The following is a 23,459-nucleotide window of genomic DNA, read 5'->3' as shown; positions in this document are numbered from 1 at the left end:
AGTTCTTCCCCGCCCGGATCAACTCTCGGCTCGCAATCCACGTCATGCCCATCACGCCCCAGCCCTGCCCCGCCGTCAGCGTCGTGCTGCCCGTCTGGAACGCCGCCGCCACCCTGCCCGCCACGCTGCACAGCCTGCTGGCGCAAACCGGCGCGGACTTCGAGGTGGTGGCCGTGGACGACGGCTCCACCGACGCCACCCCCGCCCTGCTCGCCGCGTTCGCCGCGCAGGACGCCCGCATCCGCCCGGCGCGCATCGCCCACGGCGGCATCGTGGCCGCGCTGAACCACGGCCTTGCCCTTGCCCGTGGCCGCTACGTCGCCCGCATGGACGCCGACGACACCTGCCACCCGCAACGCCTGGCCCTGCAAAGCGCCTATCTGGACGCGCACCCGCACATCGGGCTGGTGGGCTGCCGGGTGGACTTCGGCGGCGACCGCGAGCGCTGCGGCGGCTACGCCCGTCACGTGGACTGGGTGAACACCCTGCTGGACCCCACGGAGATCGCGCTGGCGCGTTTTCGCGAATCGCCCTTCGCGCACCCTTCCGTGATGTTCCGTGCGCACCTGCCCGGCCTGCACGGCACGTACAGCGACGGCCCCTTTCCGGAAGACTACGAACTGTGGCTGCGCTGGATGGACGCGGGCGTGGCCATGGCCAAGCTGCCGCACACCCTGCTGACCTGGAACGACCCGCCGGACCGCCTTTCGCGCACCCACCCCAACTACGCGGAAGACGGGTTCTACAGCCTGAAGGGGCTGTATCTGTCCCGCTGGCTGGCCCGGCACAACCCGCGCCACCCCGAGGTGTGGGTTGTGGGCGCGGGCCGCACCAGCCGCCGCCGGGCGCGCCAGTTGATGGAACAGGGCATCACGGTGCGCGCGTGGATCGACATCGACCCGCGCAAGATCGGCAACCGGGTGGACGGCCTGCCCGTGCTGGGGCGCGAGGCCATGCCCGCGCCGGGCGAAGGGTTTCTGGTGGCGTACCTTGCCGGACACGGCGCTGCGGAAGAGCTGGCCGCCTTCCTCGACGGCGCGGGCTACGTACAGGGCCGGGACTACATTCTGGCTGCGTAGGGCACGCCCGGCGCAGCGCCGGTTCCCACCCGACCTCCCCCTTTCTGCCGCCACCGCCCCCCGCCGCCGCAACGTCACCCAACCGTCCGCAAGATTCACCGCATCGACACACACGCGCCACCGCCAAGACGCCACTCTCCTGCAACAGCTACAGGCGATTTGTAGAAAAACTCCAGAATCGCCCAACCCGCCGCCGCGCCCAAGCGCTCGCACCGCCTGCGCGGCCCCGGAACCCGCAGGAGGTCGCATATCATGGCCACTGGCGCTCCCCGTTCCGCGTCCCGCACCGCCACAACCTCATCCGGTTCGCACGCCGGCCAGGCGCAGGAATCCGCCACCACGGACCCGTCCACGCAACGCGCGGGCGCACGTGGCACCACCCTTGCCGTGGACCTGCACGTGCACTCGCGCCACTCCACCCGCCCCTCGCAGTGGATACTGCAAAAGCTGGGCTGCGCGGAAAGCTACACCGACCCCAAGGCGTTGTATGACATCGCCCGCCGCCGGGGCATGGACCTGGTCACCATCACCGACCACAACACCCTGGCGGGCAGCCTTGAAATCGCCCACCTCGACCATACCTTCGTCAGCGAGGAAATCACCGCATATTTCCCCGAAGACCACTGCAAGATCCACGTGCTGGCCTGGGACCTGACCGAAGCCCACCACGCCGACATCACCCGCCTGCGCGAGAACATCTACGACCTCGTGGACTACCTGACCGTGTCGGGCATTCCCCATGCCTGCGCCCACGCCATGTACTCGCTGAACGAGCGCCTGACGCTGGACCACATGGAACGGCTGCTGCTGCTGTTTCGGGTGTTCGAGCTGAACGGCTCGCGCGACGACTTCCAGAACGGCATCCTGCGGGCCATCGTGCAGGGGCTGACCCCGTCGGACATGGACGCCATGGCTGACCGGCAGGACATGGCCCCGCGCATGGAACGGGCATGGGTAAAGCACCTCATGGCCGGATCGGACGACCATTCCTCGCTGAACATCGCCCGCAGCCACACCAGCATCGAAGGGGTTTCCGGCGTGGGGCATGGCCGCGTGCGCGACGCCCTGCGCGGAGTGATGGAAGGGCGCGGCACACCGCACGGCACCGCTGCCACCCCGGTGACCATGGCGCACAACCTGTATTCCATCGCCTACCAGTTCTACAAACAGCGCTTCGGCCTGGCCCGTCACGTCAACCGCGACACGGTGCTGCGCTTCGCCGACAGGGTGCTGACCGGCGCCCCGGAACCGGAAGGCGGCCTGCTGACGAAACTGCACGGACTCATCGGCTATCGCCGCCCCCGGCTGTCCTTTTCCTCCTCCACCCCGCGCACCGTGCAGGACCACCTGCAAACCGAGGCGGCCGAAATCATCCGTCGCGACCCGGAACTGCGCGCCCTGCTGGACAGCCCCGCCGCCGACATCACCGGCGAACGCACCGAACAGGCCTGGATGCGCTTTGCCGACCAGGCCTCGGAAAAGGTGCTGCGCACCTTCGCCGACACCCTGCTGGACAACGCCATGGGCGCGGACCTGTTCAGCGTGTTCAACGTGGTGGGGTCCGCCGGGTCGCTCTACGCCATCCTGGCCCCGTACTTCGTGGGGTACACCCTGTTCACCAAGGACCGCGCCTTTGCCCGCGCCTGCCGCGACCACTTCCTGCCGCACGAGGCAGAGGCGGCGCTGGGCACGCCGGGGCAGGCCGGCGCCTCTTCCGGCGCGTGCGGCACCCGGTCCCATCCCCCCCATGTGGCGGACCCGGACGAATGGCACGCCTCCGGCCGCCTTAACGTGGGCCACTTCACCGATACCTTCTACGACGTCAACGGCGTGGCCCGCACCCTTCAGATGCAACTGGACATCGCCCGCCGCAACGACAAGCGGTTGCAGGTCATCACCTGCGCGCCGGACGGCGTGGCCGACCCGGAACTGGCCGACCGCTCCGACGTGTTCACCTTTTCGCCCATCGGCTCGTTCGCCATGCCGGAGTACCCCGGCCTTGCCCTGTACTACCCGCCGGTGCTGAAGATGCTGGACCACTGCTACCGCCAGGGCTTCACCCACCTGCACTCGGCCACGCCCGGCCCGGTGGGGCTGGTGGCGCTGGCGGCGGCGCGCATCCTGCGCCTGCCCATCCACGCCACCTACCACACCGCCTTCCCGCAGTACGTGATGATGCTGACCGAGGACGCCGGGCTGGAAGAAGCCATGTGGCGGTACATGATCTGGTACTACAACCAGATGGACCGGGTGTACGTGCCCTCGCACGCCACCGGCGACGAACTGGCGGAACGGGGCATCGCGCGCGAGCGCATTGCCTTCTACCCGCGCGGCATCGATACCGAAACCTTCACCCCGACCCGCCGCAACGGGTTCTTCAGCCGCTACGACGGCACCACCGTGACCCTGCCGCGCACCTTCCTGAACAGCGAAGAGGCGCGGGCGGCAGGTCCGGGCCTGACGGCCCCCCGGGACACCGCCCAGCCGGTGCGCTTCCTGTACGTGGGGCGCCTCTCGCGTGAAAAGAACCTGCACGTGCTGGCCGACGCCTACCGCCTGGTGGCCACCCGCGCCCCGCATCTGCGACTGGTGCTGGTGGGCGATGGACCGGCCCGCGCGGAACTGGAAGAAACCCTGCGCGGCCTGCCGGTGACCTTCACCGGCTACCTCACCGGCGACGACCTTGCCAACGCCTACGCCTCGTCGGACATCTTCGTGTTTCCCTCCGGCACCGACACCTTCGGCAACGTGGTGCTGGAGGCCCAGGCCTCCGGCCTGCCGGTGGTGGTCACCGACAAGGGTGGACCGCAGGAAAACCTGCTGCCCGGCCGCACCGGGGCCATCGTGCCGGAAGGCGACGCCCAGGCCATGGCCCAGGCCATGCTGGACATGGCCGCCGACCCGGCCCGGCTGGACGCCATGCGCACCGCCGCCCGCGTCTACGCGGAAAGCCGGTCCTTCGAGGCCGCCTTTCTGCAGCAGTGGGCCATGTACCGGGACCGCAACGCCGCATAGGCCGCCCGCAATCACCACCAGCCTCTGGGGCCGTGCTTGTCCGATAGCCTCCCGCCCGTCCCCTCCCGCACGCCGCCCCGCATTCCCCATGGAGTGCGGGGCGGTCGCGCGACGGTCACGCGGCTGGGCCAACGCGAAAACGCCGGGCGAATGACGGCACGTGCTTGGCGACATTGCCGTTTAACGCATCTCGTTGCCGCTCCACGCATCCGCTGCTACGGTGGGCAGCACTTCCCACGCCATCCAAGGAGACCCCATGGCCCGCCTGTTGCTGCTCGGCGCGGGACACGCCCACCTCGACGCCATCCGCGCCATTCCGGCGCTCATCGCGCGGGGACATGCGGTGACCGTTGCCGGACCCGGCCCCTGTCACTGCTATTCCGGCATGGGTCCCGGCGTGCTGGCCGGCACCTACCCGCCCCGGGCCATGGCCCTGCCGGTACGGCGCATGGTGCAGGCGGCGGGCGGCACCTTCGTCACCGACACGGCGGTGCGCATTGACGCGCCGGAGCGCGCCGTGCACTTCGCCTCCGGCCTGCGGCTGGAATACGACGTGTGTTCGTGCAACGTGGGGTCGCTGGTGGCCCATCCCCTGCCCGGCGGCCACCACATTCCGGACATCGATGACGCCGATGGCGGCCACGGCGACGCCCCGCCCCCGCCATTGCCGACGCTGCCCGTGTTCCCGGTAAAGCCCATCGAGAACCTGTACCGCGCCCGGCAGGCCATGCTGCGTCTGGCCGCACGCGGCCCGGTACATGTCGTGGTGGCGGGCGGCGGGCCTGCCGCGCTGGAGGCGGCCTGCAACGCGGCGGTCTGTCTTGCCCGCGCGCGCGGCGACACGACGCCCACCGTACCTTCCGGGGACTCGGTGACCCTGGTTGCCGGGCGCGGGATGCTGCCGGGCCTGCCGAAGCGGGCACGCACCCTGTGCCGCGCGGTCGCCGCCGCGCGCGGGGTGCGCATCATCGAGGGCGCGCGGGCCGTACGCGCCCATGCGCACGGCGTGCGGCTGGACGATGGCCGCACCCTGCCCGCGCGTGTGGCACTGGTGGCCACCGGCGTGGTCCCGACGCCGCTGTTCGCCGCATCGGGCCTGTCTGCGGGACAGGTTGGAGAACCGGGCGGAGGGGCGGACGGCGGCCTTGCCGTGAACGCGCACCTTCAGTCCATCGCCCATCCGGACCTGTTCGGCGGGGGCGACTGCATCCACTTCACTCCGGCGCCGTTGCCGCGCGTGGGGGTGCACGCCGTACGCCAAGGGCCGGTGCTGGCCGCCAATCTGACAACCCGGCTGGACGAACATGCGCGCGGGGCCATGAACGCGGCCCGGCCATCCGGCCAGCCTTCCCTGACGCCCTACATTCCCCGACCCGGCCACCTGCTGGTACTGGATACCGGCGCGGGCACGGGGGTACTGCACCGCCCGCTGTGGGGCACCGCGCTGTGCTTAGGCGGGCGGGGAGCCTTTCTGCTCAAGCGTGCCATCGACACCTTGTTCATGCGAGCCCACCTGCCGCCGGGTGGAACACGGCCCGGCGAATGCCCGTGGGACGATCCGGACTGAAAGGAACACGACCGGACTGAACTGGCGGCCCACCGCCGCCTCCATCCGGCATCACTCAAGCCCGCCCTTGCTCACCGGCCTTGCGGAGTACGCCCGCCGCGCGCAACCGCACCCTGTTCCTCCTTCCCGCCTCGTGATAGACGGGCACATACACCCCCCCCCACAGCACGAGGTGACCCATGCCCCCGTCCACCCCCCAGGAACGGGCCGCCTGCGCGGCCCCGTCACCCGGCGACGATGCCCAGCGGAAACTGGCGGTCCTCATCGACGCGGACAACGCCCAGCCTGCCATCACCCCGGCCCTGCTGGCTGAAATCTCCCGATTCGGCGTGGCCTGCGTGCGCCGGATATACGGCGACTGGACAAGGCCGGAGCTTTCCGGTTGGAAAGACTTGCTGCACGCCCATTCCCTGCTGCCCATCCAGCAGTTCCAGTACACCAACGGCAAGAATTCCACCGACTGCGCCCTGATCATCGACGCCATGGACCTGATGCACACCGGACGCTTCGACGGCTTCTGCCTGGTATCCAGCGACAGCGACTTCACCCGGTTGGCGGCCCGCCTGCGCGAGGAAGGACTGGTGGTCTACGGCTTCGGCGAACAGAAGACCCCCGAGGCCTTCGTCAAGGCATGTACCCGGTTCATCTATACCGAACTGCTCCGGCCCGAGGCATTGCGCCCCACCGTGCCCACCGCCGCAGCCGCCTCCGCCGTCAAAGCGCCCCCCAAACCTGCGGCCACGTCGGTGCCATCACCGCCGCCCAAACCGCAGCAAAAGTCCACGGCAGGTTCCCCCAAGGCCCCGCCGCCGGGCACGATCAAGCAGAAGCAGAAACCCGTACCCGTCGGGCTCATCGAACTGGCCGTTGAAGCCACATCCGACGACAATGGATGGGCGATGCTGAGCAGCGTGGCCAGCAACATCCTGCAAATGCAGCCGCAGTTCGATTCGCGCATGTACGGGCACGCCAAGTTCGGAAACCTCGTCCGGGCCTTTTCCGACTTTTTCGAACTGGCGGAGCGGGCCACCCCGCGCGGCGGCATCACCCAATACGTCCGGAACAAGCCCGACAAATGACCGTCGGGACGATGCCCCCCCCGCAACGCACGAAGGCCGCCACATACCGTGGCGGCCTTCGTCGTTCCCTGCAAAAAATTGCGCGGCGTCGCGCCCCCGCCCGGCTACAGGCCGGAACAGGCCGCACCGCCGCAAAAGGTCAGAAAGCGTTGTGCCTCGGTAAAGTCGGGCCGCATGGCCAGGGCCCTGGTCAGGTGCTCCACGCAGGCGCCAGTGTCGCCCTTGTCGAAGTGCACCCGCGCGATGTTGAAGTGCAGGTGCTCGTCCTCGCGGCATTCCAGCGCCTTGTGGTAGAAGCGCAGCGAATCGTCGAGGTGCCCGTTCTTGCGCAGGCTGATGCCGAACTTGTTGAAGCGCAGCCGATGTTCCATCAGGAACGCCTCGTCGCTGCCCATGAGCACGTGCAGCACCTTGCGCAGCCGGGCCGCGTCCTTCTTTTCCGCGTACACCTCGCCCAGGCCGAAGTTGGCGGGCACGTTCAGGTCGTCGATCATCAGGGCCTTGATGAACGCCTTTTCCGCTTCGTCCAGCCGCAGTTCCGCAAGGCAGGCCTCGCCCTCTACCAGTTTGCGGTGCAAGGACGCCAGCGCGGGCACCGTATGATTCTTGTAGTACATCGGCTCAGGCATATAATTGCGAAGAAATTCAAGCTCTTCCATTGGCTTGCGAATGCCGGACGGCACATGATGCACGTTGAGCGGCTGTACTTCGCAGGTGGCCGCATCCAGCTTGCGCGCATACCAATAGGTAACCTGACGCTGCTGCGACGCGGTGCCGCCTATGCCTACCACGGCGTCCTGCTGCAATGAATAGACGCCAAGTATGATCGGATACTGTTCGTCGTGCACGGGTTCTCCCCTGCTGCGCGCCATGGCGCGACCGGTGTCCTGCCCTCCCCCGGGCAGTGGATTGTCACATACTTCATTGCCTTACCCGCCGTGTCAAGGCCGTTGCACACCATTGCGGGTTCGCGGGCTTCACATGGCGGGCTAACCCTACCTGCCCCATGGGAAAGCACCGGCAAAGGTGCGGCACCCCCCAATTGACGCCACGCCATTCTGCGGCAAAGAATAATGTTCCGCTACGCTGGCGTATGGCACAGCGACGGCAATACCGGCTCCGGTCGGCGCCTGCGCGCCGTGCCACAGGACACGTATCCCCATGCCCACACTTTCCCGCCCCGCCCCCTCGTTGCTCGGCTTCATCGCCCTGGCCTGCGCGGTGACGACCTTGATCTACGTGCTGCTGGAACTGCCCGATCCGAACGATGCGACATGGCGCGGAGGCACCATCCGGGTGGGGTACGCCCTGGAACCCCCGTACGCAGACCGCACGCCCGAAGGCACCGTGACCGGCGAAGCCCCGGAAGTGGCCCGCGCCGCACTGTCCCGTGCGGGCATCACCCGGGTGCGCTGGGTGCTCGGCGACTTCAACGCCCTGATTCCCGACCTGCTGTCCGGGCAGATCGACATGATCGCGGCGGGCATGTTCATCACGCCCGAACGAGCCGCGCGCGTCACCTTTTCACTGCCTACCAGTGCCGTGGGGCAAGGTTTGCTGGTACGTCGCGGCAACCCGCGCGACCTGCACGACTACGCATCCCTTGCCGAACGTAGCGAGGTTACCCTGGCCGTGCTGGATGGCGCGGTGGAGCACCGCCAGTTGCTGTTGCTGGACATGCCCGCCGAACGGCTGTTCCTGGTGCCCGACGTGCACGCGGGCATGACCGCCGTGCGCAAGGGCCGCGTGGATGGCCTGGCCCTTTCCGGGCCCACGGTGGTCCTGCTGGCCCGCCAGCACCCCGACGAACTGGAGGCCGCGCAGCCGTTCACCCAGCCTGTCATAGAGGGCAAGTCGGTGGTCGGCCTGTGCGCCTTTGCCTTCCGCAAGGAAGACGCCCCCCTTGCGGACAGGGTGAACGAACAGTTGCGCGCCTTCATCGGCACGCCGGAACACCTTGCGCTGGTGCGGCCCTTCGGTTTCGACGCCACCAGCCTGCCCCCCTGGGCCGCCCCCGACAGCCCACGTGGACAAAATGGACAGAACGGGCACGGGCAGTGATCCGGCACAGGCCACCACCATCTCCCCCGACACGCTGAATCCCGCTCACCGCTACCCCACCGCCACCACATCCGCCATAGCCACAGGATCCGCAGCATGACCAGACGCCCCGCCATCTCGCAGAGCCGCAACATCGCCATCGCCGGGGGCATTCTGGCGCTGGTGTGTTCCGGCATCCTGCTGTTGTGGGTGAACCACAGCTGGCACGCCAGCCTGCGCGGTTTCCTGCCCGTGGTGAAGGCGCTGCGCATCGCCAGGGCGGACCTGCTGAAGGGCCAGTTGGCCGCAGAGCGCCAGTTGGCGGGCGACCCCGACATTCCCCCCGGCATCCACGGCGCCTACTTCGAACAGGGGGCAGGCAGGCTGTACGACGCCGTGGACGAACTGCTGGACCCTGGCGGCGATGTCGTTCCCGGCCCTTCAGGCATCAGGGGCATCCGGGGCATCAGGGGCATCGGGGGCACCGGGGGCATAGAGTCCTTCCATGAGGACGCACCGGAAATGCTGGTGGCCCAGTTACGCATCTACGCCGACGGCATCAGCGCCCTGAACCGCTCCACCAATGCCCGGCTCTCTGCCCCACGCGGGGAACACCCCCTGCTGGTGCTGGAGCAGCGGCGCGCCTTCACCGAACTGGACCGGCTGGGCGATGCGCTGGAACGCAGCGTGTTCTCCCGCTTCGTGGAGGACGCCGAACGCCAGAGCCGCCTGACGCGCGTGGTATTCGTGCTGTGGATGGTCTTTCTGTGCGGGCTCACCCTGCTGTTCAAGATTGCCGCCGACCGCCGCCGCGCCGCCGAAATGGCCCTGGTGGACAGCGAAGAACGCTGGCAGTTCGCCCTGGAAGGTCCCGGCGACGGCGTATGGGACTGGAACATCCGCACAGGCGAACTGTTCCTGTCCCCCCGCTGGAAGGGACTGCTGGGCTACGAGGAACAGGAGATCGGCACTTCGCCACGCGAATGGGAAGGCCGCATTCACCCCGACGACAGACAGCGGGTGCAGGCCGACATGGACCTGCACCTTTCCGGTGCCACGAACACCTACCAGTCCGAATACCGCATGCGGCGCAAGGACGGTGCGTACATCTGGGTACTGGCCCGGGGCAAGGTGATGTCCCTTTCGGAAGACGGCACGCCGTTGCGCTTCGTGGGCACCCACTCCGACATCACCGCCCGCCGCCAGGCGGAGGAAGCCCTGCGCGCCAGCCGCGAAAACCTGGCCGTCACCCTGCGCTCCATCGGCGACGCGGTGATGGCCACCGACCGTTCCGGGCGCATCACCCTGATGAACCCGGTGGCCGAACGGCTGACCGGCTGGCCCTTCGGTTCGGCCAGGGGGCGGCACATCGGCGAGGTATTCGTCATCGTCGCGGGGCGCACGCACGAACCCGTGCCCGACCCGGTGGCACAGGCCGTCAGCACGGGCAAGGTGGTGGAATTGACCAACGACACCCTGCTGCTGGCCCGCGACGGTGCGGAATACCAGATCGCGGACAGCGCCGCCCCCATCCACGACGCGGCGGGTGAAATCACCGGGGCGGTGCTGGTGTTCACCGACGTCAGCGCCCAGTACGCGGCACGCCGCCAGTTGCTGGCCAGCGAACGACAGTTCCGTGCGGCCATCGAGGAGGCGCCCGTACCCGTGATGATCCACGACGAGGACGGCACCGTGCTGGCCCTGAACCGCAGTTGGTGCGAACTTTCCGGATACTCCCCCGGCGATGTGCCCACCCTGGCCCGCTGGGAAGAACTGGCCATGCACGGTGAACCGGTGCACGTGCCCGGCGCGTTCTCCGGGGCCCGTCCTGGTGACGGGGCGGGCGACAGGCCGGGTGACGGGGTGGGCGCCGGGCCGGGTGACGGGGTGGGCGCCGGGCCGGGCGTGGTACCCGGCGCGGCAACCGGAGAGGGGCCGGAAGACCGTACCATTGGCAGCGGAGAAGGCGGCACGGGCCACCCCGCCAGCGATACCGACACGCTGTACGCGCTCGGCGCACGCCGGGCCGACGGCGAACACCCGGTCATCTGCGCCGACGGCTCCGCCAGGGTGTGGGACTTCAGTTCCGCCCCGCTGGGTTCGCTGCCCGACGGCCGCCGCGCGGTGATCCGCATGGCCGTGGACATCACCGACCGCAAGGAGGCAGAGGCCGCCCTGCTGCGCGAGAAAGGCGCGGCAGAGGCCGCCAACCTGGCCAAGTCCGAGTTCCTGGCCAACATGAGCCACGAAATCCGCACCCCGCTCAACGGCGCGCTGGGCATGCTGCAACTGCTGCAAACCACCGCCCTGGACGACGAACAGCAGGATTACCTGACCAGCGCCATCACCTCGTCCCGGCGGCTCACCCAGCTTCTGTCCGACGTGCTGGACCTTTCGCGGGTGGAGGCAGGCAGGCTGGCCCTGCGCGCCGCACCCTTCGCGCTGGAGGGGGTGGCGGCGTCCATCCGCGACATCTTCCTGCTGCCCGCGCGCGAAAAGGAGCTGGAACTGCACATCCGGCTGGACCCGCGCCTGCCCGCACGGCTGGTGGGCGACGAGGCCCGGCTGCGCCAGATCGCCTTCAACCTGGTGGGCAACGCCATAAAATTCACCGACACGGGGTCGGTGACCGTGGAACTGACCCCGCTGGGCCTGCCCCTGCCCCAAACCCCGCCCGCCACCGGGGCAGGGGATGCACCGCCAGCCAGGCTGCATCTGCTGCTGGAAGTGCGCGATACCGGCATCGGCATTCCGGAATCGCATCTGGAGCGCATTTTCGAACCCTTCAGCCAACTGGATGGCTCGCACGTGCGCCGACACGGCGGGGCGGGGCTGGGCCTGTCCATCGTGCGACGGCTGGTGGCCCTGATGGGCGGTGAACTTTCGCTGGAAAGTACCCCGGGGACGGGGACCACGGTGCTCATCTCGCTGCCCTTCGGAGCTTTGTGGGATGCCGCCAACGCGGATGGAACACCTGCGGGTTGGCCACACGCCGTCGGGCAGCTTGGGGCAAACGGCCCTGCCGGGGCTGGCGTGGCAGCCCACGCGGCCATATCCGGGGAGTCAGCCGGGTCGGGGAGATCGGGCGGATCGGGGGGATCGGGCGGGTCGGAGAGATCGGGCGGATCGGGGGGATCGGGCGGATCGGGCGGCAACGACGACGAAATGGGCATGCCTGCCCGCCACGCCGACGTTTCCACCCTGCCGAAGAGCGCTGCACGGCGCTCCAGGGGCCGAAGCGCGGCCGCGACAGCATCGCAACAGGAAGAGACCGCCCCTGCGACGCCCCCCGATGCACGGGACGCGAATTTCGCCGAGCGGGGCGACGGCGCCTTGCCGGAATACCAGGCTGGGCTGCATGTGCTGCTGGTGGAGGACGACGCCGTGAACCAGCTTGCCGTGCGGCGCATGCTGGAAAAATCGGGCATGACCGTGACCCTGGCCCCCGACGGCCAGCAGGCCCTGGACGCCCTGCGCCACGACACCTTCGACTGCGTGGTCATGGACGTGCAGATGCCGGTCATGGACGGACTGACGGCCACCCGCGCCATCCGCACCGACCCGGCCTTCGCCGCCCGCGCATCCATCCCCGTGGTGGCCATGACCGCCCACGCCATGGTGGGCGACCGCGAAACCTTCCTGGAGGCAGGCATGGACGATTACGTGGCCAAGCCCGTGGAGATGGACGGATTGCGCCTGGCCATCCTGCGCGCCATGCAGGCCCGGCACGGCTTGTCGAAGTAGCACCGCAGCACCTGCCCGCACGGCGGGCGACGGCAACGCGCAATGGGGCGGAGCGGCATTTTTCCGCTCCGCCCCGTGTCATTTTCAGATCGGGCCCAAATCGGGCTCAGATTGGGCGCAGATTGGACGCGGATTGGGCTCGAATCGGACCCGGTCGGGCCAGAGTGGGGCACTACCGGATGAGGCCCTCGGGCTTGCTCAGCACGAATAGGTGGTGCGCGCCACGGGCATGAGCCCGCGCAATACGGAAAACCCGTGCCCGGCGCGGGAAAAGACGTGCCCGTCCAGGCTCACTGCATCGTCGGTAAAGCCCATGCGCAGGGGCACAAGGTCCGTGGGCGTGGTGCCGCACAGGCTTTCGCGAAAGCCGGGGCCAAGGGCCAGGCGACCGGGCTGGCGCACGCTCTTGCCCGTGGCGGCGGCCCAGCGGGCACAGTCCGGGCAGCAGGCGGGCCAGGCGTCCGGCCCCGCTTCCGCCACGGCGTTGCAGGTCACCACCACCTTGTCGGTGGCAGTGGTCAGGGCCGTCACGTTGCCCGACTCGTCGAATTGCAGCGAGTTCAGGTCGGCGGCCATGCCGCCCTCGGGGTCGGTCTCGAAGGCCAGCACCGTGCCCACCGGAGTTTTGGCCTCGAAGGGGGCGTCCGGCTCGAACGAGCGCAACGCGCCCGATTCGTGGAACGAAAACCCCACGCTGACCCTGGCCGGTCCTTGCGGGGTGGCGATGGTCACCCGCTCGCCGGGCCACAGGGTAACGCTGCGCAGCACCCCGGACGGAAAGAAGTGCACCGAAATGATCCGCGCGGTGACCACGCCGATGGGCGTTTCCATGCGCTGCGGCCCGGCCAGGGCCGTTTCGTTCTCCACGCTCCAGTAGGCGGAAATCTTGCCGTCCAGCGGAAACACCCTGCGCAGTTCGCCACCGGGGTGAAAGGTTACCCGCTCCGCAGCCATGGCGCCCGAGGGCGTTTCGATCACCGCCTTCTCCTGCAACGACACCGCCTTCAACCCGCCGCCGGGGTGCAATTCCACCGGCTGTACCCGCTGCCTGCGGGGGTCTTCCGACTCGTACTGGGGCACCAGCACGCCCGCCGGGGTGGGCAGCTCTATCCGTTCCTCCAGCAGCACCTCTGCCGGACTGCCGTCCGGATGGAGGCACTGCACCACCGCGCCCGAAAACGCCGTAACATCCGGCTGCGCTGTCTGATGGTCGCTCATGTGGCCTCCCTGGCCGTTCGTTGTAGCCCCTGTCGCATGTTGCCGCCCGAAAACGCGGGCATTTCAAGGGCGGTCCGGGCGCATGCGCCCAACCGCCATCGCTTGCCGAAAACGTAAATCCACACCCCTACCATGCCAAACCCATGCCTCCCCGTCGAGGGGGAAAGGACTGCCCCGTCCGGCACGAAACGCACCGACGAAAACGCGCACGCCGCATCACCATGTATTTCAACGCATATTCCTTCAGAAGCACCGGCCACGATCGCAATTCACAAAATGGGCACTTATTCGTCGACAGGCAAGGCCGCATGCACCAGCACGCGCCCATTCCGGACCATGCCGGTCTTGACGCCCCTGCCCAAGAGTGGTTGCATGCACAAATATAGACGCAGCCTCCGCCCGTCCCGACACGGCGGCGGCCACGGGCAACCCGCAAGCGGCGCAACGGACGCCGAATACCCCCGCCGGGGCGGGCACCGTCCCTCCCGTCGGCAAGGAGCCCCCATGAGCAAGAAACCCAACGCACAGAGCCAGGGACCGGCAGCAACACCGGGCGCCACCGCCCAGAACGCCATCTCGCCAAACAACATCCCCGTTGACGACATCGTCACCTGCGTCAACGCGGCGCAGCGCGCCTACGCCACCTTCACCCAGCAGCAGGTGGACGCCGTCTTTCACGCCGCCGCTGCCGCCGCCACGGCCCAGCGCATCCACCTTGCCCGCATGGCCGTGCAGGAAACGGGCATGGGCATTCTGGAAGACAAGGTCATCAAGAACCACTTCGCCTCGGAATACATCTACAACAAGTACAAGGATGAAAAGACCTGCGGGGTCATCCGCGACGACCCGGCCTACGGCTACCGCGAGGTGGCCGCGCCCATCGGGGTCATTGCGGGCATCATCCCCACCACCAACCCCACCTCCACCACCATCTTCAAGGCGCTGCTGGCGCTGAAGACGCGCAACGGCATCATCTTCGCGCCGCACCCGCGCGCCGCAAAATGCACGATAGAGGCCGCGCGCATCGTGCATGAGGCCGCCGTTGCCGCAGGCGCGCCGCGCGGGGTCATCGGCTGGGTGGAAGCGCCCACGCCCGACACCACCCGCCAGCTCATGCAGCACCGGGGCGTATCGCTGATTCTTGCCACCGGCGGGCCGGGCATGGTGCATGCCGCCTACAGCTCGGGCAAGCCCGCCATCGGCGTGGGCGCGGGCAACACCCCGGTGGTGGTGGACGCCACCGCCAACGTGAAGATGGCGGTGAACTCCATCATCCTGTCGAAAACCTTCGACAACGGGATGATCTGCGCATCCGAACAGGCGGTGATCGTGGAAGATGCGGCGGCGGACGCGGTGAAGGCGGAATTCGCCGTGCGCGGCTGCCACTTTGCCACACCGCAAGAGGCGGAGGCCCTGGCAGGCGTGGTGTTCACCGACGGCAAGCTCAACGCGGCCATCGTGGGCCGCCCTGCGGTGGAAATAGCGGCCATGGCGGGCATCACCGTGCCAGCGGCAACCAAGGTCCTCATCGCGGAGCGCGAGGCCATCGACCCGCTGGACCCGTTCGCGCACGAAAAGCTTTCCCCAGTGCTGGGCTTCTACCGCGCGCCCGACTTCGCCGCCGCCGTGGACATGGCCCAGCGCCTGGTGGAACTGGGCGGGGCCGGGCACACCTCCGTGCTGTACACCGACGAGGCCAACCGCGAGCGCATCATCCACTTCCAGAACGTGCTGACCACCGGGCGCACGCTCATCAACATGCCCTCGTCGCAAGGGGCCATCGGCGACGTGTACAACTTCGAGCTGGCACCCTCGCTGACGCTGGGCTGCGGTTCGTGGGGCGGCAATTCCGTCAGCGAAAACATCGGGGTGAAGCATCTCATGAACGTGAAGACCGTGGCCGAACGGCGCGAGAACATGCTGTGGTTCCGGGTGCCCCCGAAAATCTACTTCAAGATGGGGGCGCTGCGCCTGGCGCTGGAAGACATGCGCGACAGAAAGCGCGCCTTCATCGTCACCGACCGCACCATGGAAGACCTGGGCCACGTGGGCAAGGTGACGGGCGTGCTGGAAAAACTGGGCATCCAGTACCGGGTGTTCAGCGACGTGAAACCCGACCCCGACCTTTCGAGCACCTACGCCGCACTCGATTCCGTCCGCGCCTTCCAGCCGGACATGTTCATCGCGCTCGGCGGCGGGTCGCCCATGGACGCGGCCAAGATCATGTGGCTGATGTACGAGCAGCCGGACCTGAAGTTCGAGGAAATATCCCTGCGCTTCATGGACATCCGCAAGCGGGTCTACGCCTTTCCGGAACTGGGCAAGAAGGCCGTGATGGTGGCGGTGCCCACCACGTCGGGCACCGGGTCGGAGGTGACGCCCTTTGCGGTGATCACCGACGACGCCACGGGCATGAAGTACCCCATCGCCGACTACGCACTGACGCCGGACATGGCCATCGTGGACCCGGAATTCGTCATGGACATGCCGAGGACGCTTACCGCGCATTCCGGGCTGGACGCCCTGACCCACGCGGTGGAGGCCTTTACCTCCACCTATGCCAACAACTTCAGCGACGGCAACGCGCTGGAGGCCGTCCGGCTGGTCTTCAAGTACCTGCGCCGGGCGTACACCGAAGGCGCGCGCGACGTGATGGCCCGCGAAAAGATGCACTACGCGGGCACCATTGCGGGCATGGCCTTTGCCAACGCCTTCCTGGGCGTGTGCCATTCCATGGCCCACAAGCTGGGGGCGGCGTTCCACATGCCGCACGGCCTTGCCAACGCGCTGCTGCTTTCGCACGTCATCGAGTACAACGCCACCGACACCCCCACCAAGCAGGGGCTGATGCCGCAATACCGCTACCCCTTCGTCAAGGGGCGCTACGCGCGCATCGCCGACATGCTGGGGCTGACCGAAGGCTGCGGCGACGACCGCGACCGCAAGGTGGCCCGGCTGGTGCAGGCCATAGAAACGCTGAAGGCCGACCTGAACGTTCCCGGCTCGCTGCGCGAGGCGGGCATTGCCGAGGCGGACTTTCTGGAACGGGTGGACCTGCTGGCCGAACAGGCCTTTGACGACCAGTGCACCGGCGGCAACCCGCGCTACCCGCTGATCGCCGAAATCCGCGAACTGTACCTGAAGGCGTACTACGGCGCGCCGCTGGCTTCGTTGGCCTCCGAAAAGGTGAAATAGCGGAAAAGCAAGGCGCGATGTGTCTCCGACGGGGCGGCCAGCCGAAAGCCGGGCCGCCCCGTTTTGCGTGGGGCGGAACCGCCTCCGGCGGCCCCGTCCGGGATGCTGCCCCCCTCCCGCTTGAAAAACCCCGCGCCCCGGTGTAGACCCGGAACCGGTCGGCAGTTCACCAAGGCGTCACTGTCCCCCTGCGGGAAGCTAAACCTGCCATCTCTCCAGCCCGACACGCACCTGCCTCGTGCCGCGTCGAAAGCCAGTGACCATCGACACCTCATCCGGATCGGCACGTCGAGAGGATAGGCGATGTCCAGACCCCGCTTTCCCTTCATCGCCAAGGACGTATCCGCGCTGGCCCGTTCGCTGCAACGCGAACTGGCGGCTTGTGCCATGTCGTCGCAACTGGCAGACCGTGGTGCCCACCCGGCTGACGATGCCTGCGGCAGCCCCGCCCACGATGCCACTGGCGGCTCCACTGTCTGTTCTGCCGGTGATGCCGCGCGCGTTTCCGCTAATGCCCCCGGCGTGCCTTGTGCCACTGACGCACCGGGAGCCTTCCCCACATCCGGCACATCCGGCGCATCCGGCCCGGCCCGCACAAGCCACCGCGCCCCCGGCCCAGTCAGCCCAGTCAGCCCCGTCAGCCATGTCAGCCATGTCCAGTTGCTGAACATGCTGGTCCGTGCCGTGGGCTACCGCAACTTCCAACACTATCGCGCCCAGTTCGCGGCGCAGGAACGGCTGGAGCGCCTTGCCGCGCCAGAGCCTGCCGCCCAGGAAGAGCCTGTGGACCTGCGCCGCGTGGAACGCGCCGCCCGCCACTTCGGGCCGGATGGGCTGCTGGCCCGCTGGCCGGGCAAGGTCAGCCTGCAACGGCTCTGCCTGTGGTGGGTGTGGTCGCGTCTGCCCGCCGGGCACGAGCTGACCGGCACCCAGATGGACGACGCCCTGCGCGCCTGCCATCACTTCGGCGATCATGCCCTGCTGCGCCGCTGGCTATGCGACCTTGGCATGGCTACCCGCACCCCGGATGGGCGCCAGTATCGCCGCGTGGAACAGCGCCCCCCGCAAGAGGCCCTGGCCCTGCTCCAGCACCTACGCGACCGTGAACGGCACGCGCGACGGGCGGACCTCATCCCGCCCACCCCGCCCGCCGGGCGCCGCGGGACTGCGGCCTAGGGGGACAGCCCGCGCGAGACGCACGTGACACCCGCCCGCCAAAGACGGCGGGTCCCGCCCCTGCCATCCCAAAGCCCCCCCCTAGCCCCGCCCATGCACACAAGGCGGACCGCACGGCTTCCTCCTCCCGCTCACGCGGACACAGGGCCGCACGGTCCGCCTTCCGTATTGTAAAACGCGTCAGGCGTCCTATACTGAACGAAGGACGCCGTCCCCTGCGGCGGGCGCGGCGCGGGCGTACGTTACCGTCAGCCCCCTTAGCCCCGTCCGTTCAGTTCGGGCACGACCGGGCACGACCGCTCATGCCTGTTCATGTCCCCCTCACATTGGGCCGTATCAGGCCAGATCAGGCCACATCGGCCACATGGGGGCGGCCAACCATCATCGCAACCAAGGAGCACATCATGTCGCATATCGCCGTACTGGGTCTTGGAGCCATGGGCAGGCGCATGGCCGCCAACCTGCTGAAGGCCGGGCATCAGGTAGTTGCGTGGAACCGCACCGCCAAGGCGGCGGAACCGCTGCTGGCCCTGGGCGCCACGCAGGCCGCAACGCCCAGGGAAGCCGCAGCCGGGGCGGATTTCGTGCTGGCCATGGTGCGCGACGACGCGGCATCCGCCAGGGTCTGGCTGGATGCCGAAACCGGCGCCTTCGCGGGCCTGCGCCCCAACGCCATCGCCATGGACAGTTCCACGCTGTCGGTGGACTGGATCAGAAAGTTGGGTGCGGAAGCCGTCAGCCGGGGCGTGACCCTGCTGGAAACCCCGGTATCCGGGTCGCTGCCGCAGGCCGACGCCGCACAGCTCATCTTTCTGGTGGGCGGCAGCGCGGACGCCTGCAAGAAAGCCGAGCCGGTACTGCTGGCCATGGGCAGCGCGGTGAACCACACAGGGGATATCGGCACGGGTGCGCTGACCAAGCTGGCCACCAACGCCCTGCTGGGCGTCCAGGTGACCGTCATCGCCGAACTGATCGGCATGCTGCGCCGCAACGGTGCGGACGCGCAGAAGATCATGGACATCATCGCCACTACGGCGGTGTGGAGTCCCTACGCCCAGCGAGCCATTGGCGCGCTGCTTTCGGGCGAGGCGCCCGTGATGTTTCCGGTGGAACTGATCGAAAAGGATTTCGGTTACGCGCTGGATGCCGCAGGTTCGCCCGATGCCGCGCCCACCATCGCCGCCGCACGCGCGGTGTTCCAACGCGGCATGGACGAGGGCCTTGGCGATGCCAACCTGACCAGCGTGGTGAAGTTGTTCCGGAGGTAGGGCGACGGTAGCAGGACAGCCCGCAGAGCAGTATGCGGCGCGCATGTCCATCGATTACCCCGCAAATGCCGTGTTCGTTCTTACGCGGTGATTAGCCTTTGAAAACATGTGCTCACGTACAGCACGTTAAAGCCCGTTGCCAAAATCTACCTAGATGCCGTCTTCATGTGCCACAGCCATTGTGCCCATTACAGACAGCATTCTACTGTATTTGCGCAGCAATAAACACAAACACTTCACAACCTGCCCAAACAAACGCTTTTGAACTTAACAACAGGATGGATGACAACACACTTCGCCATCACAAAATAGCAGCTCACAATGTTTTAGGCTCACCTTCTTCCCACAACACCATCTGGCATACGCCTAGCGAAAAGAAAAAAATGAAATAATGAAAATCGTTCACAATGTGGTATGCAATCGCATAAAACCACAATGCATGCGCATACTGCGGCATATTCCATATACTTCTTAGCAAAAAAATTAGCATCGCAACAAACACGAAACACCCAAAAATACCATACTGCACAAGAACCATGATCAACAAATTGTGAGGGGCCGTTGTACGCGTAAGAAATTCAAGATACGGCGAATACTCTTGCGCCTGCTCTTGAATGCCATCCTGAGACTCATTTTTCTTTTGCTTGATATATATTGAATACTTTTCCGACATAAAGGCCATATACTCTTTGGCAGCCGGCTTATCTAAAATATGTCTGAGATAGTCATTTTCCCTCTGGTGTCCGTGACCAAAGAACTCGCCTGTCCCGTACTTTGTGTAAAGATACTGATATGGTGTTCTTGAATTAGATGCATACACAAGTTGACACTGAATATTCTCAGGAAGCGTGCCATAAAAAAAAGAAAATACTGGATACGCTATTGACACCACAAGAATCAACAACGAGGCCAGCCGAGCAACCTTTAGCGACTTACAGCACATGATACCTGCCGACAATACGAGCGCAATAGTCGCCATATACGACGAACCAAAGAGACAAAGGGCAGCAAACGCCAAGGCTGTTCGCTTCAGCCCAATTGCGAGGGCAACCAGAGAAAACATGGCATACACTGCGGCGCTGTGGAGCCCCCCCCGATTAATGCCAGCCACCCGAGGGATACTAAAATCCCCCACATGCTTTGTTTCAACGGAGTGAGTGAAAAAAACCGCAACAAAGAATGTCAGGATGGCAACACACAGGATAATTTTTAAAGGAACAATAATGTCGCGTGCAGTCAAGGTACGCAGCCAGCACGAGAAACCCCAGAATCCAACGGTTTTAACCGTGACATATGCGCCCCATACAAGCGGCTCCAAGCCGTGAAGGGGCACAAAGCCAAGAGAAAGGAATAGCAACAACGCAAGCGGAGGAGGGGTCGCTGACGCTGCAAACCATACACAGCCAATGAGCCAAGGAATAACCTGCAGCTTGACATTGAGGCCCAACGGCGAATCGCAAGCTCCAACAACAGCCAGCGCGGCCAGCTTCCTCTTGTGTACCTGAAAAAAATTCGAGATTTTTACTATCATGACATGCTTTTGGCTGTGATTTTGGACAATTTCGCGCGCACGACAAAAGAAGAGGGGAGGAGCAGGCCTGCACGATGTCAATTGCGACCGAGAAACCCCGCGAGGCGTTGTTTAAGCACGATCACAAGAGGGTCCTTTGAGACGACCAAAAACAGCCCTGAAGTCAGAACCGAGTACACGACAAACGAAAAGACCAGAAACACTAATTTTTCCAATCCCAACGCGTTGGCAATGAATTTTGCCGCCCCCCCCGTGGCGAATGACAACGCGGCCAACACAACTGCATACATTACAGTTGACGACTCTATGCGTATTCTCTTTGTCATCATGAATACGTAGAAAAAAAACACGGCAGATGTCGCGCTGAATATCCCTGAGTATATGGCCAATTCACTTTTTAGCATGAACATATCGTGCATAATCAGTAGAGACACTACAGCAACAACATACGATAGCAATCTGCCCACGAATGCATTCCGCGTCATGTTTGCCGCATACAAAAACCTAAGAATAATCGCCTCATACGCTCCAAAGAATACAACTACCGAAAGGACGGCCAAAAAATTTGCTGTAACCAGCACCTCTGCTGAAGTCATTTTCCCATACCCAAATATTGCGTCGGTGATATTGTATGAAAAAACATATGTAAAAATTGACGCTGGTATTGTATAGCAACTGATGACTTTCAATATTTGATTGAATGTCTCTTGTGTTAAGGACACGGATATTTTTGGAAAAAACACAGTGCCAAATGACGGCAGGGACGATATGGAACCGCTGACCAACTGTGCATATCCCAAGGCAGCTAAAACGCCAGTCCCCAATTGCAGGCCGAATCTTTTTTCAAAAAAAAGAAATATGGGATGCAGCGCACACATTGCCAGATACGACAAGGCCACCCCTAAAAAAAATCTCACGTCACGCAAAAAAGCACGCAGGCGAAATCTTCGTGTCGTATGCAGCAACTTGTAAGACTTTAAAAATAAAAAAACAAACCCTGCAGCCTGCCCGCACGTGAAAGAAGCGGAGAGGCTATACGGAACTGCGCGAAGAAAAAAGAGAGAGAAGAGCATTGCCAATGACGCGATAGCTTCCGACATGGCAAAAATGCTGTAATTCTTTGACGCGTTTAATGATGCACCCAGCGCTTTACCGGCAAGAAAGAAAATGCACCCAGGAATCATCAAGCGGGTAGTGACAAGCAAGGCATGGTGTTCGTCGTGTGCGTAGCCCGGTGCAACACCGCTTGCGATGTACGGAAAGGCAACCTCAGTCACCAGCCAGCCCACTGAGGCGAGGGTAAGCGCGATGATAAAAAGTGAACGCGTGAACGCGCCAAAGGCATCCGCCTGATTTCTTGCAAACTGGCGGGACAACCTGGGAACACCGGCGTAGCTGAAGCTTTCTCCTCCAATAAGAAAGACGACCATTACAATGGCGTTTGCCACATTGTAGGTGTCTACATGAAACCCCGCCCCGAAAAGCACGGCCGTCAACGTACTTCTCAGCAATCCGCAAACTTTGGCAACCACTTGCGCTGTTGACGAACTCAAAAGTCCTTTCGAGATACTTTCAGATTTGACCATGACTAATCAAAAAAGCGGTTGCCCAGAATCTTGTCATGCCGCGCAGGCGTACGCTGGAAAACGAAGTCCAAAAGCCTGATACACACATTTTCCACGGTACGCTCCAGAGGGATGTGCGGTACGCGTGAGCGGCACTTTCCGGCCAGATATTCGGCAAATCGCTTGCGGTCGGCCGGCTCGAAGATGTCATGGTAATCCAGCAAGCGCTGACACAAATCATAATAGCCATAACAATCGTAAATGCAGAAAGCGCTTGCCGCCATCCTGGGGTTGCCACCCGCAAGCGTCGCCACGTTTTCGGGCGAGCGGAAGTAGAGTGCATCCCCAAAGGCCAGTTGACCTCTTGCCTGCGCACAGTAGCGCGGCTTTCTGCGTTGCCACCAGACTCGGCGCAAGTCGAACAATTCGAATCCATGCCCGGACAGAAATGCGTCAATGTCCCGGAACAGGGGCTGCCCCTGATACATTTCCACGAAACCGACCTCGACCTCCAGGCCTATGGCCTGAGGAAGAAGGCGCGTGGCATGCGACAGCACACCCAGCTCCGCGCCCTGGATGTCCAGCTTGAGCATGTCGAGTGCAGGGATGACCCCCTCTTCCGCAAGAGAATCCAGGGTGCGCGTTGGCATGGAAACCACGTTCCCGGTTTCGAAACGCTCGGAGTCGGGCCAACGTTCGAGCAGGGGCATGTTCGGGCGCAACAGGGATGAAGTGGAACAGTCCTGGCGAGCCATATAGAACGGATTGTCATCTGCATCGCGATCCCAAAGCGCAAAGGGAAAAACGGTGCTGTCGCGATCGGAAACAAGCGCAGCCGCTGCTGCGCTGTCCGGCTCGAAAAGATATGCGTGCACTGGCAGCAACGACTTCTTCCAGCGCTTGTGCAAGCCGCCACTGGCACCAATGTCCGCGATGTGCACCTTCTTGTTCACAATCTGTCCTTTCCGGCGCCAGAGGGTGG

The 23,459-nt window shown here is 65.0% G+C and carries 14 protein-coding genes; 9 read left to right on the top strand and 5 right to left on the bottom strand.

What is annotated here, in order from left to right; all coding sequences use genetic code 11:
- The first annotated feature begins 44 nt into the window (after positions 1-44).
- From ABWO17_RS12905 to ABWO17_RS12890, 4 genes are all read left to right on the top strand, one after another.
- Entirely contained in the window at positions 45-1,079 is a 1,035-nt protein-coding gene (locus ABWO17_RS12905) for a glycosyltransferase (protein WP_353119167.1), read from the top strand.
- 252 nt (positions 1,080-1,331) lie between these two features.
- Positions 1,332-4,094 carry a glycosyltransferase gene (locus ABWO17_RS12900; RefSeq protein ID WP_353119165.1) on the top strand — a complete coding sequence of 921 codons (2,763 nt, stop codon included), beginning with the start codon at positions 1,332-1,334 and terminating at the stop codon, positions 4,092-4,094.
- A 256-nt stretch (positions 4,095-4,350) separates the two neighbouring features.
- A complete protein-coding gene (locus ABWO17_RS12895) occupies positions 4,351-5,661 on the top strand; it encodes an NAD(P)/FAD-dependent oxidoreductase (RefSeq protein ID WP_353119163.1) in 1,311 nt (436 codons plus the stop codon).
- 179 nt (positions 5,662-5,840) lie between these two features.
- Positions 5,841-6,740: an NYN domain-containing protein gene (locus ABWO17_RS12890; protein WP_353119161.1), complete on the top strand. Its 900-nt coding sequence runs from the start codon at positions 5,841-5,843 to the stop codon at positions 6,738-6,740.
- 104 nt (positions 6,741-6,844) lie between these two features.
- On the opposite strand, the gene ABWO17_RS12885 is transcribed toward ABWO17_RS12890, so the two are convergent.
- Positions 6,845-7,612: a tetratricopeptide repeat protein gene (locus ABWO17_RS12885; RefSeq protein ID WP_353119159.1), complete on the bottom strand. Its 768-nt coding sequence runs from the start codon at positions 7,610-7,612 to the stop codon at positions 6,845-6,847.
- A 289-nt stretch (positions 7,613-7,901) separates the two neighbouring features.
- Between ABWO17_RS12885 and ehuB the strand changes: the two genes are divergently transcribed.
- Positions 7,902-8,801 carry an ectoine/hydroxyectoine ABC transporter substrate-binding protein EhuB gene (gene ehuB, locus ABWO17_RS12880; RefSeq protein ID WP_353119156.1) on the top strand — a complete coding sequence of 300 codons (900 nt, stop codon included), beginning with the start codon at positions 7,902-7,904 and terminating at the stop codon, positions 8,799-8,801.
- Between the two features lie 96 nt (positions 8,802-8,897).
- Complete coding sequence (locus ABWO17_RS12875) at positions 8,898-12,524, top strand: PAS domain S-box protein (RefSeq protein WP_353119154.1); 3,627 nt, start codon at positions 8,898-8,900, stop codon at positions 12,522-12,524.
- A 198-nt stretch (positions 12,525-12,722) separates the two neighbouring features.
- On the opposite strand, the gene ABWO17_RS12870 is transcribed toward ABWO17_RS12875, so the two are convergent.
- On the bottom strand, positions 12,723-13,742 hold the full coding sequence (locus ABWO17_RS12870; RefSeq protein WP_353119152.1) for a hypothetical protein: 1,020 nt from the start codon (positions 13,740-13,742) through the stop codon (positions 12,723-12,725).
- A gap of 504 nt (positions 13,743-14,246) precedes the next feature.
- On the opposite strand from ABWO17_RS12870, the gene adhE reads away from it, so the two are divergent.
- From adhE to ABWO17_RS12855, 3 genes are all read left to right on the top strand, one after another.
- Positions 14,247-16,937: a bifunctional acetaldehyde-CoA/alcohol dehydrogenase gene (gene adhE, locus ABWO17_RS12865; protein ID WP_353119150.1), complete on the top strand. Its 2,691-nt coding sequence runs from the start codon at positions 14,247-14,249 to the stop codon at positions 16,935-16,937.
- A gap of 303 nt (positions 16,938-17,240) precedes the next feature.
- Positions 17,241-18,113, top strand: a complete 873-nt coding sequence (locus ABWO17_RS12860) for a DUF2087 domain-containing protein (RefSeq protein WP_353119149.1) — start codon at positions 17,241-17,243, stop codon at positions 18,111-18,113.
- A gap of 302 nt (positions 18,114-18,415) precedes the next feature.
- Positions 18,416-19,381 carry an NAD(P)-dependent oxidoreductase gene (locus ABWO17_RS12855; RefSeq protein ID WP_353119147.1) on the top strand — a complete coding sequence of 322 codons (966 nt, stop codon included), beginning with the start codon at positions 18,416-18,418 and terminating at the stop codon, positions 19,379-19,381.
- 316 nt (positions 19,382-19,697) lie between these two features.
- Here the strand turns inward: ABWO17_RS12855 and ABWO17_RS12850 are convergent, their stop codons facing one another.
- The 3 genes from ABWO17_RS12850 to ABWO17_RS12840 all read right to left on the bottom strand — a co-directional run bounded on the left by ABWO17_RS12850 (position 19,698) and on the right by ABWO17_RS12840 (position 23,430).
- On the bottom strand, positions 19,698-20,912 hold the full coding sequence (locus tag ABWO17_RS12850; RefSeq protein WP_353119145.1) for a hypothetical protein: 1,215 nt from the start codon (positions 20,910-20,912) through the stop codon (positions 19,698-19,700).
- 77 nt (positions 20,913-20,989) lie between these two features.
- Positions 20,990-22,498 (bottom strand): lipid II flippase MurJ, encoded by a 1,509-nt coding sequence (locus tag ABWO17_RS12845; RefSeq protein ID WP_353119143.1) that lies wholly within the window; start codon positions 22,496-22,498, stop codon positions 20,990-20,992.
- 2 nt (positions 22,499-22,500) lie between these two features.
- Complete coding sequence (locus ABWO17_RS12840; RefSeq protein WP_353119141.1) at positions 22,501-23,430, bottom strand: FkbM family methyltransferase; 930 nt, start codon at positions 23,428-23,430, stop codon at positions 22,501-22,503.
- Between the last annotated feature and the right edge of the window lie 29 nt (positions 23,431-23,459).

Origin of the sequence: Nitratidesulfovibrio sp. (genome assembly GCF_040373385.1) — a bacterium.
GTDB lineage: Bacteria > Desulfobacterota > Desulfovibrionia > Desulfovibrionales > Desulfovibrionaceae > Cupidesulfovibrio.
The sequence above is the reverse complement of the archived record's forward strand: the minus strand, read 5'-3'. Positions and strand labels throughout refer to the sequence as shown.